Origin of the sequence: Streptomyces sp. NPDC041068 (genome assembly GCF_040647455.1) — a bacterium.
Classification (GTDB): Bacteria; Actinomycetota; Actinomycetes; order Streptomycetales; family Streptomycetaceae; genus Streptomyces.
Window position 1 is genome coordinate 85584 of record NZ_JBEZCG010000018.1, and the last position, 16993, is coordinate 102576.

The following is a 16993-nucleotide window of genomic DNA, read 5'->3' on the forward strand; positions in this document are numbered from 1 at the left end:
CCCCCGGCGTTCACGGACGCCATCGCGTCAGTCCTTGTAGGCCTTGGCCGCGGCCGTCTCCAGTGCCTTCTGCGTGCCCTCGACGTCCTTCGGGTTCTTCAGGAAGTCCTGCAGCGCCTTCCACTCGCCCTTGCCCGGCGTGCCGCCGAAGGACTGCGGGGCCGTGTCCGACATGTCGAAGCGGATGTCGTCGCCCGCCGCGATCAGGTTCTTGGCGATGCCCCGCTGCACGTCGTTCGGGTACGCGGACGGGGGCAGGCCCCGGTTCGGCGAGATGAACCCGCCCGCCTCGGCCCAGATCTTCGCGGAGTCCGGCGAGGCCAGGAAGGTCAGCAGCGCCTGCGCGCCCTTGCTGTCCTTCAGCGCGACGGCCGCGTCACCGCCGACCACGGCGGGGGACTCGTCCCCGACCGCCGGGAACGGGAACACCTTGGCGTCCGTGCCCACCTCGGCCTTGGTCTCGGAGATGGAGAGGGACACCATGTCGCCCTCGAAGACCATGCCCGCCTTGGGCTGGTCGCCGCCGGTGAAGGTCTGCTTCACGGAGGCGGGGAACTCGGTCTGCAGCGCGCTCTTCGAGCCGCCCGCCACGAAGCCCTTCGTCCCGAAGACCTCGCCGAGCGTGGTCAACGCCTTCTTGACGGTCGGATCCGTCCACTTGATCTTGTGCTGGGCGAGCTGGTCGTACTTCTCAGGGCCCGCCTGCGAGAGATAGATGTTCTCGAACCAGTCGGTCAGCGTCCACGCGTCGGCGCCCGCGACCGATACCGGCGGCACACCGGAGTCGTACACGGTCCGGGCGGTCTTCATGAACTCGTCCCAGGTCTTGGGCTCCTTGACGCCCGCGTTCTCGAAGACCGCGGTGTTGTACCAGACCAGCGACTTGTTGGCGGCCTTGAAGTACACGCCGTACTGCTTGCCGTCGACGGCTCCCAGGTCCTGCCACCCCTGGCCGTAGTTCTTGTCGAGCTGCTTCTGCGCCTCGGCCCCGACCGGCTTGGCCCACTTGTTCGCCACGGCCTGCTCGATCGCGCCGACCTGCGGAAGCATCGCGACGTCCGGCGGCTGACCGCCGGCGACCTTCGACTCCAGGAAGCTGATGATGGGGTCCTGCGCGGGCACGAAGGAGACGCTGGCGCCCGTCCGCTTCTCGAACTCGTCGAGAACCTTCAGGAACACCTTGCGCTCCGCGCCGCCCCACACGGCGGCCACGGACACGTTCTCCCCGTCCAGCTCGGGCAGTTGGAGCGAGGAACCGGTGTCCTCGCCCCCGTCCTTTCCTCCGTTGTCCCCGTCGTCGTTGTCGTCCCCGCCGCACGCGGTGACGGTGAGCGCGAGCGTCCCCGCGACGACGGCTGCGGCGATTTTGGCGGTGGTACGCCGATGTAGCGGTGCCCTACGTGTACGAAGAGTGCTGCGCATCACTGCCCCGTTCTCTTCCCTGGCGAGTCCCGTGCGGTCTGGTCTACGCCCGCGCGGGGAGGGGCGGCAAGATGGCCTGCGCTGTCAACTCATTGATCGTGATGGCGTTGTGACGTGGCGTCATGGCAGGTGATGAACCAGTTACTACCGTTGTGGGCAGGCGTTCCGCACGGCGAGTGGGGTCTCCCCTGCTCGAGCGGAGCCGAGAGCTTGGGGAAGGGTGGGCACAACCCGAAATGCGGGGCAACCGATCGACAAGGCGCCCACCAAGGGGAGTTGTGCCCCGCCTACAAAAGCGACGGCACCTGATCCGCAGAGACAGACCGAGCCGCCCTCTCCAACGCGCTGGCCAGCAGGGCCAAATCCGTAGGCCCGTTACCGAGCTCCCGCACCGGCCGCCGAGCCGGCGGATCCCCCATCCGCTCCCACTCCAACGGCACCACCGTCGGCCGCAACGTAGCCGTACGAGGAATCCGCCCCGTCACCCGCCCCGCCTGGAAGGCAGTGGCCCGCCCGTCGGGCGAGCTCAGCTCACCCCGCCCCGGCGCGGGCTCCTCGGGCCCCGCCACCACCGCGTCCAGCGCCACCCGCAGCGACGCCCGCTGCCCGAACTCGGTCTCGAGGACCCGCTCGCTGCGCGCCGTCGCCGCCACGAGATGCACCCCGAGCCGCTCCCCGTCCCGCGCGACGGCCTCCAGCGCCCGCACGACGGAACCGGCCGCGGGCCGCCCGGGAGACCCGAGCGCGGGCGCGAGGAGCGCGTCGAAGTCGTCGACGAGCACCACGAGCCGGGGCAGCGGCGGTCCCGGATCCACCTGCTGCCGCGCCGAGGCGGGCCGCAGCCGCATCGTGGAGCTGGGCGGCGCATCGAGATCCCCGTCGGACACCTGGGCCGGCAGGGACACGCCCCCCGAGGCGCCGGTGCCCCCGGAGGCGGCCGCCGCGGACGGCTGCGACCGCTGCGCCACCATCCGCCCCGACACCTCCCGCTGGGTGTGCCACTCCGTGAACCCGAGCCTGCCGAGCAGCTCGGCCCGCCGCTTCAGCTCCGCGGCCAGTGACTGCGCGAACTCACGCATCCGCACGGGGTCGTTGGCCACGAGGTGCGTGGTGACGTGCGGCAGGTCCGTACAGACACCGAGCCCCGCGCCCTGGCGCCCCGCGGCCCCGCCCGTGCCGACGCTGTCCCGCCCGTCCACGAGGACGATGCCGAGCCGGTCGGGCCGCTCGGCGGCGGCCAGAGACGCGGCGACGGACCTCAGGAGTTCCGTGCGCCCGCTGCCCGCGGGCCCTTCGGCGAGCAGATGCGGCCCGTCGGCCACGAGGTCGGCGACGACGGGCCCGCGCGGTCCCGCGCCGAGCACTGCCAGAGCACGCCCCCCGAGCGCGTCCGGATCGTCGGCGGCGGCCGCCCAGCGTGCCATCAGCGAGGCGGGCGTGGCCCTGGCGAGCCCCAACTCGTCGAGCAGACGGGCGGATTGGGGCAGCGGAGCGGACACGCGCGCGTGCCCCTCGCCTGCCGTGCCGTCCGTCCGCAGCGGCGCGAGAGCCCGCGCGAACCGCTCGGCCCAGGCGGGGGACACCGCGTCCACGGTGGCGACGGTGCCGTGCCCCGCGGGGCGTCCGCCCGCGGTCCGCATCAGCCGCAGCGCGGTCGCCACGTCGCCGCTGAGCAGGGCGACGGCACCGCACGCGCGGAAGGCGGGCGATGCCGCACACGCCGCCTCGTACGTCTCCGGGACCGGGGACGCGGGCGAGGCGGCCGCGGTCTCGGCGAGGCACACGACATGGATACCGGCCCGCGCGCCCTCACCGGCGAGCCGGACGGTGGCCTCGCGCAGCCCCGCGGAACCGGGGTCCCCGTCGACGACCACGACGGTGTGGGCCCCGGTGGCACCGCTGCCCGCGCCGTCGGCGATGCGGTCGTCCAGCCGCCGGATCAGCTCGTCCGTGCGCGCCGCCGCCTGGTCGCGGTCGTAGGCGAGGAGGAGCCTGCAGTCCTGGCCGTGGGTGGGGCGCAGATGGGGGAGCCAGCCGAGCCAGGCCCACTGCGCGGTGCGCTCCGCCGTGGAGCGCGCCCGGTCCGTGCTGATCAGCACGATCTCCAGGGAGTCGGGGGAGTGCAGCGCGGCGAGCTGCGCGACGACGGACCTGGCGAGGCCGGTCAGCCGGTCCCTGGGTCCCGCGAGGCCGAGCGCGCCCGCCTCCCGCAGGCCGACCGTGACGGGCACGGCGGGCAGCAGCCCCTCCGCTCCGTCCGCCGCGGGCATGACGCGGTCGACCGTGCCGAGCCGCACCGCGAGCGCCTCCGGGTGGCCGGGGCCGCGCTCCCAGAGGCGGGGCCCGGGACCGAGCGCCGTGAGCAGCAGGGAGGCGGGATCCGGCCACGACTCGGGCGTGCGCGCGGCCGCGGCGACGGCGAGGTCCTCGGGGGTGGGGGCCGCGGGGCGGTCGCCGCCGTGTCCCCCGAGTCCGTACGCCTCGTCGTGGCCGCCGGGCCCGCCGTGACCTCCGTACGCCTCGTCGTCCTCGTACGGAGTGTGGTCCGCCGCGCCGTCCCTGCCCCCGGTCAGCCGGCGGGCCCAGGCCGAGAGGCCGCCGCGCTTGCGCAGGCCGCGCGGCACGGTCGTCCCGCGCGCGGGGGTCCCGGTCCGGCTCCGCTCCGCGTCGGGAGCGAGGCCCTGCTGCGGCACGACGGGCACGTCACCGGCCACCGGCCGCGCGGAGGTCCCGGCCCGGCCGGGCGCTCCATGCGCCCCGCTCAGGCCGTCCGGCCCGGGTGCCCCGCCCTGTTCAGGACCTGCGTACGTTCCCTCCTGAGGGTGACCTCCCGCGGCGCCCCAGCTCGCGGTGCCGTACGCATGGTGGGTGGGTCCATCGGGCGCTCGCACCCCGGGGGCGTAGTCGCCGGCGGAAACGGGCCGCACGCGCACGTGGCCCTCGCCGTCCGGAGCCGTCGTGAGCGCGTCGCCCGCGCCGGACGCCGGGCCGTGGCCGCCGTCCGTCAGGCGCAGCGCGGACTCCCCGATGCGCAGCAGGGAGCCGGGGGAGAGCCGCACCGGGCGGTCGGTGACCTCGCGGCCGTCCACCGCCGTGCCGTTCGTCGAGCCGAGGTCGGTGACCGTGACCCGGCCGTCCGGCGTGAGCGTGACCGCGCAGTGCAGCCGGGAGACGTCCGGGTCGTCCAGCGGGACGTCCGCGTCGGCGGAGCGGCCCACACGGATCTGGCCGCCGTGCAGCAGGTGGACGCCGCCCGCGTCAGGGCCCGCCACCACGTGCAACTGAGCGGCCGCACCGGCCAGTTCGGGTCCGGGCTCGGCGGGCGCGCCGAGCGAGAGCACCGCGCCGTCCGTCAAGGGGGGCTCGCCGAGGGTGCAGCGCTGGGCGTCCAGGCGCTCCGGGCCCGCGTACAGCACGAGGGGGCCCTCGCTGCCCGCGACGGCCGTGGCGAGGCCGGAGGCCACCGCTGCGAGCGCCGTACCGGCCGGGGCGGTGACCAGGACGTCACAGGCGCCCTGGGCCCCGGTCGCCGCCGTGGGGCGGCCTTGCTGCTCGGTCTGGCCGCTGCGCGGCCCGAGGACGGTCAGCCGGATCTGCATCGCCGTCAGCGGTCCCTTCTGCGCTGGGCGCCCGGCACGGGGACACGCGCTGTGATTCCCCCCACCGCACACGGGCACGTCGGCCAGTACAGGAGGCATCCTCGCACCTGCCACCGACAACACGCCCGGCGGCCACCCGTAAGTGATCTTGATTGGTCGGCTCTGCTCGGAAAAGTGCCTGGTTGGACCGTTGCGGATATCTACGAACGGCCATAGGAGATGGTCAATTCGGGACCACTCGGCAACCAATGGCCATGGGCGAGCGTCTTTCCACCGAACAGCGATCCGGTACGTCCCGGAAAGAAAAGGGCCGGGCGGAATCAGACCCGCCGGTGCCCCGTTCGGCGGCACTACAGTGGGTCGGAACACCTTCGGACAGACCCCCCGGACAGGACCAGCGTCCGGACGGGACCAGCCAGACCAGCAGGGAGCGCATGACGTGCGGCCGGTAGGCAGCAAGTACCTGCTCGAGGAGCCGCTCGGGCGCGGCGCCACGGGCACCGTCTGGCGAGCCCGCCAGCGGGAGACCGCAGGGGCCGAGGCGGCCGTTCCCGGCCAGCCCGGCGAGACCGTCGCGATCAAGGTCCTCAAGGAAGAGCTCGCCAACGACGCGGACGTCGTGATGCGCTTCCTCAGGGAGCGGTCCGTCCTGCTCAGGCTCACGCACGAGAACATCGTCAGAACCCGTGACCTGGTCGTCGAGGGAGATCTCCTCGCCCTGGTCATGGACCTGGTCGACGGTCCCGACCTGCACCGCTACCTCCGCGAGAACGGCCCGTTCACGCCGGTCGCGGCGGCCCTGCTGACCGCCCAGATCGCCGACGCGCTGGCCGCGAGCCACGCGGACGGCGTCGTGCACCGCGACCTCAAGCCGGCGAACGTGCTCCTGAAGCAGGACGACGCCGGGATGCACCCGATGCTCACCGACTTCGGCATCGCGCGCCTCGCGGACTCCCCGGGCCTGACCCGCACCCACGAATTCGTCGGCACGCCCGCGTACGTCGCCCCGGAGTCCGCCGAGGGCCGCCCGCAGACCAGCGCCGTGGACATCTACGGCGCCGGCATCCTGCTGTACGAGCTCGTCACCGGACGCCCGCCGTTCGGCGGCGGCTCCGCCCTGGAGGTGCTCCACCAGCACCTGAGCGCCGAGCCGCGCCGCCCCTCGACCGTCCCCGACCCGCTGTGGACGGTCATCGAGCGCTGCCTCGACAAGAACCCGGACCGCCGCCCCAGCGCCGAGAACCTCGCCCGCGGCCTGCGAGCCGTCGCCGAGGGCGTCGGCGTGCACTCCACCCCGGCGCAGATCGCCGCGGCGGAGGGCGTCGGTGCCCTGCTCATGCCGGACCCGGCCCCCGCCCATGTCCCGGAGACCCCGGGCGCGGCCGACCCCACGCAGGTCCTGCCGAGCAACGCGGGCTCGTACGACCCGAACGCCGCGACCAGCGTCATGCAGAACACCGGCGGCCACGGCCCGGGGTCCGGCGACGCCGACCCGACCTCCGTGCTGCCGAACAACCGCGGCGCGGCCGACCCGACCGCGGTCATGCCGCCGGTCCCGCCGAACGCGCCGGGGTCGGACCCGAACGAGCCGCACCCCTGGCAGAACCAGATGGCCGCGGCCCGCGACCGCAACGAACAGACCCAGTACCAGGCGTACTTGGACCCGGACGACGACCCGCTGCGCCGCCGCCCCCAGCGGCAGGTGGCCCGGCCCCAGCAGCAGCCGCAGCAGCGCCCCCAGCAGTACGCGCCGCAGCAGCCGCGCGGCCAGCGGCGCCAGCAGCAGTACGCGCCCGCGCCGCAGCAGCACCAGCCCCAGCACCAGCCGCAGCAGTATGCGGCGCCCCCGCAGGCACCGCCGCCCCAGCAGCCCGCCCCGCGCCCCGCGCGCGAGCCGCGTGAGCCGCGTCGGCGCAGTGCCAACCCGATGAAGATCCCCGGTCTCGGCTGCCTGAAGGGCTGCCTGTTCACGATCGTCATCCTGTTCGTGGCGAGCTGGCTGATCTGGGAGTTCAGCCCGCTGCAGGACTGGATCGGCACGACCAAGGGCTACTGGGAGCAGCTGAAGGACTGGTACGACACGGTCAGCGGCTGGATGGGCAGGATCGGCGGAAACTAGCCGCCGTTCCCGCCCCCAGCACGGCGATCCCCGGACGAATCCCCGGAGCCACCCCGGACGAACCCGGGTGCGACTTCGGGGATTTGTCGACATCTGCAGAGTGATTTCTGCTCCCGGAGTGAAGGTTGGCGGCGATGCCGCGTAGTTTTGTCGCCAACACGCATCCGTAGGAGCAGTCTTGACGCGCAAGATCGGCAGCCGGTACACCGCCCACCAGATCCTGGGCCGTGGCAGCGCCGGCACGGTGTGGCTCGGCGAGGGGCCCGAGGGTCCGGTCGCCATCAAGCTGTTGCGCGAGGACCTGGCCTCCGACCAGGAACTCGTCGGCCGCTTCGTCCAGGAGCGCACGGCGCTGCTCAGCCTCGACCACGCGCGCGTGGTGGGCGTCCACGACCTCGTGGTCGACGGCAACGACCTGGCCCTGGTCATGGACCTCGTCCGCGGCACCGACCTGCGGACCCGCCTGGAGCGCGAGCGCCGCCTGGCCCCCGAGGCCGCCGTCGCCATCGTCGCGGACGTCGCCGACGGCCTGGCCGCCGCGCACGCCGCGGGCATCGTGCACCGCGACGTCAAGCCCGAGAACGTCCTCCTGGACATGCAGGGCCCGCTCGGCCCCGGCGGCGCGCACCCCGCCCTCCTGACCGACTTCGGCGTCGCCAAGCTGATCGACTCCCCGCGCCGCACCCGCGCGACGAAGATCATCGGCACCCCGGACTATCTCGCCCCCGAGATCATCGAGGGCCTGCCCCCGCGCGCGGCCGTCGACATCTACGCCCTCGCCACGGTCCTGTACGAACTCCTGGCGGGCTTCACACCGTTCGGCGGCGGCCACCCCGGCGCGGTCCTGCGCCGCCACGTCACGGAGACGGTGGTCCCGCTCCCCGGCATCCCCGAGGAGCTCTGGCAGCTCCTCGTCCAGTGCCTGGCCAAGGCCCCCGCGTCCCGGCTGCGCGCCTCCGAGCTCGGCGCGCGCCTGCGGGAGCTGCTGCCGCTGGTCGCGGGGATGCCGCCGCTGGACGTCGACGAACCGGACACGGACCCCGCACCGGCCGAGGAGGCGTACGAGGAGTCCGCCCCCGAGCCGAGCGAGGCCCCGCCCCGCCGCGGAGCGGTCCCCCTCGTCCCGGGATCGGCCTCCGCCGACTCCAACCGCGACACCCACACCTCCATGCGCGTCCCCGGCCCCGACGAGCTGGCCGGCGGCGCCCGCGGCACGGCCCGTGCCCCGCGCGCGTCCGGCGCGGCCCGCCCCGGCTCCGCCAAGCACCGGGCCTCGGCCCGCCGCCGCAGGATCACGCTGGGCGTCGCGGGAGTGGTCCTGGCCGCCGCGGCGGGCGTGGGCACCTGGGCGGCCACGAGCGGCGACGACGCGGACGGGACGCCGCCGGACAGCGGCAACTCGGCCCCGGAGACTCCGTAGCGCTGAGGGACACCGGGGCCTGCGCCCTGCGGGGCCTGCGGGGCCTGTGCCTGCGGGGCCCGGGGTGCGCACGTCGCCTTTCGCCCGCCTGAGCGGCGGGCCGCCCCTGCCCCGCCGCTGCGCGGCGGGTGTCTCCCGCCCACCCGCCGCGCAGCGGCGGAACAGAAAGAGCCCCACTACCCGCACACACAGAAGAGCCCCACGCCCGCACACAACCCCCGCCCAAGCTCCACAGGGCCCCACAGGGCCCCACAGAGCCCCACAGGGCCCCGCAGGGAACCCCGTCCGGAAAAGACCGCTTGCCGTAGCCGTTAGGCTGGAGTCGTGGCAGTCGTCGATGTATCCGAAGAGCTCAAGTCCCTCTCCTCGACCATGGAGTCGATCGAGGCCGTCCTGGACCTCGACAAGATGAGGGCCGATATCGCCGTGCTCGAGGAGCAGGCGGCCGCGCCGTCCCTGTGGGACGACCCGGAAGCGGCACAGAAGATCACCAGCAAGCTGAGCCACCTCCAGGCGGAGGTGCGCAAGGCCGAGGCGCTCCGCGGTCGCATCGACGACCTCGGCGTTCTCTTCGAGATGGCCGAGGAGGAGGACGACCCGGACACCCGCGCCGAGGCCGAGTCCGAGCTCGAGTCCGTCAAGAAGGCGCTGGACGAGATGGAAGTCCGCACCCTCCTTTCCGGTGAGTACGACTCCCGTGAGGCCGTCGTCACCATCCGCGCGGAGGCCGGTGGCGTCGACGCCTCCGACTTCGCCGAGAAGCTCCAGCGCATGTACCTGCGCTGGGCCGAGCGCCACGGCTACAAGACGGAGCTCTACGAGACCTCGTACGCGGAAGAGGCCGGCATCAAGTCGACCACCTTCGCCGTCCAGGCCCCGTACGCCTACGGAACGCTCTCGGTCGAGCAGGGCACCCACCGCCTCGTGCGCATCTCGCCCTTCGACAACCAGGGCCGCCGCCAGACCTCCTTCGCGGGTGTCGAGATCCTCCCGGTCGTCGAGCAGACCGACCACATCGAGATCGACGAGAGCGAGCTGCGCGTCGATGTGTACCGCTCCTCGGGCCCCGGCGGCCAGGGCGTCAACACGACCGACTCCGCGGTCCGCCTGACCCACCTCCCGACCGGCATCGTCGTCTCCTGTCAGAACGAGCGCTCGCAGATCCAGAACAAGGCGACCGCGATGAACGTCCTCCAGGCCAAGCTCCTCGAGCGCCGCCGCCAGGAGGAGCAGGAGAAGATGAACGCCCTCAAGGGCGACGGCGGAAACTCCTGGGGCAACCAGATGCGTTCGTACGTCCTGCACCCGTACCAAATGGTGAAGGACCTGCGGACGGAGTTCGAGGTCGGCAATCCGGAGTCCGTCTTCAACGGCGAGATCGACGGATTCCTGGAAGCCGGAATTCGCTGGCGCAAGCAGCAGGAGAAGTAGAAACCGCCCGGAGCGGCTTTATCGACAAGGCAACTGCCGCCCCAGAGGCGGCAGTTGCCTTTTACGTCACAGTCACATCTCCGTACGACGGTCAACTGCCCCTATATCGGACATCGCGCCCGCAACGACCTTGACGCTGCTGTGAAAAGTGGAAAGGCTGGCGCGCGGCATGCGTATTTCTGGGGCGCGTGGGATCTGTGGGGGCCGATCGATCGTCCCCAGTGGTCGCCGCCCCGGACGCTGCCTCACTGACGATTCAGCTACTGGGGGTAGCAGCCAGATGACCAAGAAGACGCGGATCCGTATCGCGCGCATAGCCGCCGGTGCGGTGATCGCCGCCGGTGCCTCGCTGACCGCCGCGGGTGCCGCCTCGGCGCTCGACGTCGGCGTCGACCTCGGTGGCGTGAGCGCCGACGCGCACGCCGACGAGTCCGGTGTCGGTGTGGACGTCGGCCTGGGCGAGGACGAGGACGAGCCCACCGAGGAGCCCACGGAGATCCCGACGGAGCCCACCGAGGAGCCGACGGAGCCGACCGAGGAGCCCACCGAGCCCACGGAGGAGCCGACCGAGCCCACCGAGGAGCCCACGGAGCCCACCGAGGAGCCCACGGACCCGACGGACCCGACCACGGACCCGACGGACCCGAGCGAGCCCACGACCGGCCCGACCGACCCGGGCAACGGCAACGGCGGCGGCAACGGCGGCAACGACACCGACCCCGACGGCGGCGGCAACACCCCCGTCGAGCAGGGCAAGGGCAAGGACAGCCTGACCGACACCGGCTCCAAGCCCGTCGAGCGGGCCGGCGACAAGACCGACAAGGGCGGCGAGCTCGCCGAGACCGGCGCCGCCGAGACCACCTTCCTGGTCATCGGTGCCGCGACGATGATCGCCGGCGGCATCGGCTTCCGCATCCTGCCGCGCCTCGTCGGCAACCGCGGCGCCGCTGCCTGATCCAGGCGACGACGTACGCGACGTATGCCACGTACGCGTGAAGAAGGGCCCGGAGCTTCGCGAAGCTCCGGGCCCTTCCGTGTCGCCTGTGCCGCTCGGGTCGACGGCGCCCTCGTGCCGGCGCCGTGACTCTCTGTGTGCCGCTTCTACGCGGTCTGGTGTGCCAGCAGCGCCACCGCCGCGATCAGCACCACGAGCATCGCTATCAACGCCGCGGGATTGAGCCCCGCGAAGGGCCCCTCCTGCTGCAGGCGCTCGCGATTGGCCCGGCACACGGGGCAGCGGCCTTCATTCACGGGCGCTGCGCAGTTCGCGCATACCAACCGGTCCAGGGTCATGCGCTTCTCCTCCCGCACAGTCTCAGCCTGCCCAACGCTACGGGGAACCCAATCGTTCCCCCTACCACTGTGCCAGCTTCCGCGGATTTCGGCGCGGCCCGCCGTTTCCCGACGGTTTCCGACCGTTCCGTTCCCCCTGTCACCCGTGACAATCCGTGCAACTCAGGACGCCGACTGCGCCGGTGTACCGCCTTCGCGTATGGTCACGCTCACCTACCCCCGGCAACCCGTGGTGCATCCGTGATCCGATTCGACAACGTCTCCAAGGCCTACCCCAAGCAGACCCGCCCCGCGCTCAGGGACGTCTCCCTCGAGATCGAGAAGGGCGAGTTCGTCTTCCTTGTGGGTTCCTCCGGCTCCGGAAAGTCCACTTTCCTGCGGCTCATCCTGCGCGAGGAGCGCACCAGCCACGGCCAGGTGCACGTCCTGGGCAAGGACCTCGCGCGCCTGTCCAACTGGAAGGTGCCGCACATGCGCCGCCAGCTGGGCACCGTCTTCCAGGACTTCAGGCTCCTGCCCAACAAGACCGTCGGCGAGAACGTCGCGTTCGCGCAGGAGGTCATCGGCAAGTCCCGCGGCGAGATCCGCAAGTCCGTGCCGCAGGTCCTCGATCTCGTGGGCCTGGGCGGCAAGGAGGACCGGATGCCCGGCGAGCTCTCCGGCGGTGAGCAGCAACGCGTCGCCATCGCGCGCGCGTTCGTCAACCGCCCCAAGCTCCTCATCGCCGACGAGCCGACCGGCAACCTCGACCCGCAGACCTCCGTCGGCATCATGAAGCTGCTCGACCGGATCAACCGGACCGGCACCACCGTGGTGATGGCCACCCACGACCAGCAGATCGTGGACCAGATGCGCAAGCGGGTCATCGAGCTGGAGAAGGGCCGTCTCGTCCGCGACCAGTCGCGCGGCGTGTACGGCTACCAGCACTGACGACCCGTACCCCCACCGCTGTCTGTTCCACCTGATCCACTGAAAGGCCGCCATGCGCGCCCAGTTCGTCCTGTCGGAGATCGGCGTCGGTCTCCGTCGCAATCTCACGATGACCTTCGCGGTCATCGTCTCCGTGGCCCTCTCGCTCGCCCTGTTCGGCGGTTCGCTGCTCATGAGCGACCAGGTGAACAACATGAAGGGCTACTGGTACGACAAGGTCAACGTCTCGATCTTCCTGTGCAACAAGGCCGACGCCGAGCAGGACCCCAAGTGCGCCAAGGGCGCCGTCACGAACGAGCAGAAGGACCTGATCCTCGGCGATCTGAAGAAGATGCCCGTCGTGGACACGGTCCAGCACGAGTCGGCCGACGAGGCGTACAAGCACTACAAGGAGCAGTTCGGCGACTCCCCGCTGTCCAGCTCCCTCACGCCGGACCAGATGCAGGAGTCGTACCGCATCAAGCTGAAGGACCCGGAGAAGTACCAGGTGGTCGCGACCGCCTTCTCCGGGCGTGACGGCGTGCAGTCCGTGCAGGACCAGAAGGGCATCCTCGACAACCTCTTCGAGCTGCTCAACGGCATGAACTGGGCGGCCCGCGCGGTGATGGCGCTGATGCTGACCGTGGCGCTGATGCTGATCGTCAACACCGTGCGCGTCTCGGCGTTCAGCCGCCGCCGCGAGACCGGCATCATGCGGCTCGTCGGCGCGTCCAGCTTCTACATCCAGATGCCGTTCATCATGGAGGCCGCCGTCGCCGGCCTCATCGGCGGCGCCGTCGCCTGCGGAATGCTGCTCGTGGGGCGGTACTTCATCATCGACCACGGCCTCGCGCTCTCCGAGAAGCTGAACCTGATCCAGTTCATCGGCTGGGACGAGGTGCTCGCGACGCTGCCCCTGGTGCTCACGATCGGCCTTCTGATGCCCGCGCTTGCGGCGTTCTTCGCGTTGCGCAAGTACCTGAAGGTGTGACAAGAGCCCCCAGCGTGTCAGGGCGTCGTACGGTTCAACCCGCCGTACGGCGCCCTCGGTTGTCCTAGACTCACCGTCATGTCAGGCCTCGACCGGTTCGCCGACCGGTTCTCCCGGCCCCGCCGCATCCGCCGCGGGGCGACCCTGACATTGGTCTTCGCGAGCGTCCTCGCCACCGGCGCGGCCACGGGCTCCTGGAGCGAAGCCGTCGACGACGGCCGGAAATCCCCCTCTCCTTCGGTACGTTCCGACGCCTCGGCCCCTCCGACGAGCGACGCCGACTCCGCCGAGGAAGCCGCGGCCGACGCCGCCGCCGAGGCCATGGCCGACGGCAAGTCCGGCAAGAAGGCCGCCGAGGACGCCGTCAGCCGCAGCGGGGACCGCTGGGGGTCGGTGTACTCGCAAGGGGAGTACCAGGAGTTCGAGAAGGCCCTCGACGGCGCGTACACCGGCGTCGGCCTCGGAGCACGGCGCGCGGCCGACGGACGCATCGAGGTATCCAAGGTCCGCGAGGGCGGGCCCGCGGACCGGGCCGGGCTCCGCAAGGGCGACCGGCTGCGCTCCGTCGACGGCGAGCGCGTCACGGGCCGCCCCGTCACGGAGGTCCTCGCCCTGCTGCGCGGCGACCGCGCGGGCACCCCGGTGGTCCTCGGCGTGGAGCGCGGCACGCGCGCGTGGAGCCGGACGCTGCACAGGGTGCATCTCTCCACGGACTCCGTCACGGTCACCGACCTGGCCGGCAACGCGGCCCTGATCAAGGTCGCCGCGTTCACCAAGGGCTCCGGGGAGGCCGTGCGCTCCGCGGTGCGCGAGGCCCCCGAGGGCGCGGGGATCCTGCTCGACCTGCGGGGGAACTCGGGCGGTCTGGTGACGGAGGCGGTCACCGCCGCGTCCGCCTTCGTGGACGGCGGCCTCGTGGCCACGTACGACGTACGGGGCGAGCAGAAGGCCCTGCACGCCGAGCGGGGCGGGGACACGGCCAGACCCGTGGTCGTGCTCGTCGACGGCGGCACGATGAGCGCGGCCGAGCTCCTCACGGGCGCCCTGCAGGACCGCGGCCGCGCGGTCGTGGTGGGCTCCAGGACCTTCGGCAAGGGCTCGGTCCAGATGCCGAGCCGTCTTCCCGACGGCTCCGTCGCCGAGCTGACCGTCGGCCACTACCGCACCCCTTCGGGGCGTGCGGTCGACGGGCGGGGCATCACCCCGGACCTGGAGGTCGAGGACGGGGCGGAGACCCGGGCCGAGCAAGTATTGACTGGCCTCGGACCCCCCTCGTAGTGCGAAAATGACCGCACTATGGCGAAGGAAAAGGTAAAGCGCAAGGCCGCGAAGGCCGCCGAGAAGGCGCCCGCCCGGAAGATGATCGCGCAGAACAAGAAGGCGCGGCACGACTACCACATCCTGGACACGTACGAGTGCGGCCTGGTGCTGATGGGCACCGAGGTCAAGTCGTTGCGTCTGGGCAGGGCCTCCCTGGTGGACGGCTTCGTGCACATCGACCACGGCGAGGCGTGGCTGCACAACATCCACGTCCCCGAGTACGTGCAGGGCACCTGGACCAACCACTCGGCCACGCGGAAGCGCAAGCTCCTGCTGCACAGGGCCGAGATCGACAAGCTGGAGTCGAAGTCCCAGGAGACGGGTCACACGATCGTGCCCCTCTCCCTGTACTTCAAGGACAGCCGGGTCAAGGTCGAGATCGCCCTGGCCAAGGGCAAGAAGGAGTACGACAAGAGGCAGACGCTGCGCGAGAAGCAGGACACCCGCGAGACGAACCGCGCGATCTCGGCGGCACGTCGCAGGCAGGGCATCGGCTAGCGGCGGGAGCGGGCCGCCAGGAATACGCTGGCATCGTCGTGCGTTGGTCACGTACGATGGGCCATGCCCCTCACGGCAGGGGCAACCGGGTCGAAAGACCCAGGGTCGAGAGGCCCGGATTGAAAAATCAACATGGGGATGATCGGTTTCGACAGCGGATGTCGAAGCAGGGGAAGCGTGTCGAGGAAGCGGCAATGATCTCGTTAACCACGTGTCGCAACCAATAATCGCCAACACCAAGCGCGATTCCTTCGCCCTCGCTGCCTAAGTAGCGACTTGCGAAGTGTCAGCCCGGGGCTGTTCCCGACCCGGATCCTGGCATCAGCTAGGGAACTAAACTTCTAGACCCGGTCACGGGGCCTAGGAGGAAATCAAACAGTGACTGGGCCCGTCGGAGACTTGTTCGCGAGATCACCGGGGCCGAGAAAATCACAGCGAACTGCACACGGAGAAGCCCTGATTCTGCACCGTTGGACGCGGGTTCGATTCCCGCCATCTCCACAATTCCCATGTGAGGTTGAAGCCCTCTGGCCCCAGGCCAGGGGGCTTTTTCCGTGCCCGTTCCGTTTCCACGCCTGTCCCGTCACGGCGCTCCGCCGTCAACTTCCGTATGCCGAAAGGCTGTTGGCACGGTCGGTGGGCGGCGCGGGCACATCCTTGGGGCATGTGACTCGTTACTGCATCTGTGGATGCCACCGTCACTCTCTTAGGCTCCGTTCTCGCCTGTTTCGGGGTGCTGGCCGGGGCCGTGGTGGCGTACCTCGGCAAACGCGGCGAGAACGCGGTCAACGGCTACTCCAGCCTCACGGAGAAGCTCCAGATCGAGCGGGACCGCCTGGAGCGCCAGGTCGCCGAACGCGACGCGAAACTCGCCGAGTTGAACGCCCTGCACACCCAGGACCAGAGTGAGATCGCCCGGCTCCTCATCGCCAACGAACGGCTCGGAGGCACGCCGTGACCCAGCTCGAGCGACTCCTGGCCCGCCGCTGGCGCAGCGTGTTCCTCGTCTGCGTGCTGATCGCGCTCTCCGGTGTCGCCGCCATCCTGTGGGCCCGCATCGACGCCGGTGACCGCCGTGCCGACGGGCTCGCGGCGGAGGCGGACCGGCGGGGCGAGGCGGTGTCCACCCTTGCCCGTGACGTACGTACGCTGCGCGCGCAGGTCAGGTCCCACGGCGACACCCCCGCCGCGCCGGACCCCTCCGACGCCATCGACGACCTCTTGGCCCGGGTGCGGGTGCCCGCGGGGGTGCCCGGTTCGCGTGGGGCGGACGGTGTGGACGGCTCGGATGGTTCCAACGGTTCGAATGGCTCGGACGGTTCGGACGGTTCGGACGGGGAGCCGGGGGAGAAGGGCTCGCGTGGAGAGGGCGGGCGGCAAGGGGAGCGGGGTGAGTCGGGCGAGCCCGGTGAGGCGGGGGCGTCCGGGGAGCCGGGGCCGACGGGGCCTCCGGGGGTGGACGGCAGGGACGGCCGGGACGGCGCGCAGGGCCCGGAGGGTCCCTCGGGCCCCGCGGGTGCGGACGGCCCGGCGGGCGGGGGCGGCGCCGCGGGTCCCGCGGGCCCGGCCGGCCCTCCTGGTGAGCGGGGCCCCAAGGGGGAGGCGGGCGACCCCGGGCCCGCGTGCCCCGACGGCTACAGCCTCCAGCAGCCGGCCGGTGACCCCGACGCCCTGATCTGCCGCCGCACCGGCGGAACTCCCACGGCCCCTGCTCCCGCCCTGACGCTGCTGGCCGCGCTGCCGCCTCAACGGCGGCGGCATCCTGATCCGGGGCTGCGGGAGGACCGGGGGACGGATGGGTGATCCGCCCCCCAGCGGCGGGCGGATGCGGGTGGGTTCTTGCTGTGACGGCGGGCGTCCGAGGCGCTCGGGGCCGCTTTGGGTTCGCCTTGGGTTCGCCTTGGGACCGTCGTGTCCGGAGTGGGGTCTGTTGTGGGGGCGTGGAGTCCGGGATGCTCCTGGGTCATGAGCAGACCCGTGAGATCTTCGAG

13 protein-coding genes and 1 other RNA gene are annotated in these 16993 nt (G+C 71.8%); 11 read left to right on the forward strand and 3 right to left on the reverse strand.

Annotated elements, in window-relative coordinates; translation table 11 throughout:
• Window positions 1-27: 27 nt before the first annotated feature.
• Both AB0B50_RS34640 and AB0B50_RS34645 read right to left on the reverse strand, forming a co-directional pair.
• Window positions 28-1422 carry an ABC transporter substrate-binding protein gene (locus AB0B50_RS34640; protein ID WP_362339794.1) on the reverse strand — a complete coding sequence of 465 codons (1395 nt, stop codon included), beginning with the start codon at window positions 1420-1422 and terminating at the stop codon, window positions 28-30.
• Window positions 1423-1709: 287 nt separating this feature from the next.
• A complete protein-coding gene (locus tag AB0B50_RS34645; RefSeq protein WP_362339795.1) occupies window positions 1710-5021 on the reverse strand; it encodes an FHA domain-containing protein in 3312 nt (1103 codons plus the stop codon).
• A 439-nt stretch (window positions 5022-5460) separates the two neighbouring features.
• Here AB0B50_RS34645 and AB0B50_RS34650 point away from each other — a divergent pair, with 439 nt between their 5' ends.
• The 4 genes from AB0B50_RS34650 to AB0B50_RS34665 all read left to right on the forward strand — a co-directional run bounded on the left by AB0B50_RS34650 (window position 5461) and on the right by AB0B50_RS34665 (window position 10946).
• The gene (locus tag AB0B50_RS34650) at window positions 5461-7140 is read left to right on the forward strand and encodes a protein kinase (protein WP_362339796.1); all 1680 of its coding nucleotides are present in this window, start codon (window positions 5461-5463) and stop codon (window positions 7138-7140) included.
• A gap of 178 nt (window positions 7141-7318) precedes the next feature.
• Window positions 7319-8560, forward strand: coding sequence for a protein kinase (locus AB0B50_RS34655; RefSeq protein WP_362339797.1), 1242 nt, complete (start codon window positions 7319-7321; stop codon window positions 8558-8560).
• A 324-nt stretch (window positions 8561-8884) separates the two neighbouring features.
• Window positions 8885-9991: a peptide chain release factor 2 gene (gene prfB, locus AB0B50_RS34660; protein ID WP_362339798.1), complete on the forward strand. Its 1107-nt coding sequence runs from the start codon at window positions 8885-8887 to the stop codon at window positions 9989-9991.
• A gap of 280 nt (window positions 9992-10271) precedes the next feature.
• Complete coding sequence (locus AB0B50_RS34665) at window positions 10272-10946, forward strand: LPXTG cell wall anchor domain-containing protein (RefSeq protein ID WP_362339799.1); 675 nt, start codon at window positions 10272-10274, stop codon at window positions 10944-10946.
• Window positions 10947-11092: 146 nt separating this feature from the next.
• Here the strand turns inward: AB0B50_RS34665 and AB0B50_RS34670 are convergent, their stop codons facing one another.
• Window positions 11093-11284: a hypothetical protein gene (locus AB0B50_RS34670; RefSeq protein ID WP_362339800.1), complete on the reverse strand. Its 192-nt coding sequence runs from the start codon at window positions 11282-11284 to the stop codon at window positions 11093-11095.
• A gap of 240 nt (window positions 11285-11524) precedes the next feature.
• Between AB0B50_RS34670 and ftsE the strand changes: the two genes are divergently transcribed.
• The 7 genes from ftsE (at window position 11525) to AB0B50_RS34705 (ending at window position 16805) form a co-directional block, all read left to right on the forward strand.
• A complete protein-coding gene (gene ftsE, locus AB0B50_RS34675) occupies window positions 11525-12214 on the forward strand; it encodes a cell division ATP-binding protein FtsE (protein WP_362339801.1) in 690 nt (229 codons plus the stop codon).
• A gap of 52 nt (window positions 12215-12266) precedes the next feature.
• A complete protein-coding gene (ftsX, locus tag AB0B50_RS34680; RefSeq protein ID WP_362339802.1) occupies window positions 12267-13184 on the forward strand; it encodes a permease-like cell division protein FtsX in 918 nt (305 codons plus the stop codon).
• 78 nt (window positions 13185-13262) lie between these two features.
• A complete protein-coding gene (locus tag AB0B50_RS34685; RefSeq protein WP_362339803.1) occupies window positions 13263-14462 on the forward strand; it encodes a S41 family peptidase in 1200 nt (399 codons plus the stop codon).
• Window positions 14463-14480: 18 nt separating this feature from the next.
• Entirely contained in the window at window positions 14481-15002 is a 522-nt protein-coding gene (smpB, locus tag AB0B50_RS34690; protein ID WP_362339804.1) for an SsrA-binding protein SmpB, read from the forward strand.
• 134 nt (window positions 15003-15136) lie between these two features.
• Window positions 15137-15506: a transfer-messenger RNA gene (gene ssrA / locus AB0B50_RS34695) on the forward strand.
• Window positions 15507-15735: 229 nt separating this feature from the next.
• Window positions 15736-15960 (forward strand): hypothetical protein, encoded by a 225-nt coding sequence (locus AB0B50_RS34700; RefSeq protein ID WP_362339805.1) that lies wholly within the window; start codon window positions 15736-15738, stop codon window positions 15958-15960.
• A complete protein-coding gene (locus tag AB0B50_RS34705) occupies window positions 15957-16805 on the forward strand; it encodes a collagen-like protein (protein ID WP_362339806.1) in 849 nt (282 codons plus the stop codon). Before AB0B50_RS34700 ends, AB0B50_RS34705 begins: the two co-directional genes overlap by 4 nt.
• The last annotated feature ends 188 nt before the right edge of the window (window positions 16806-16993 follow it).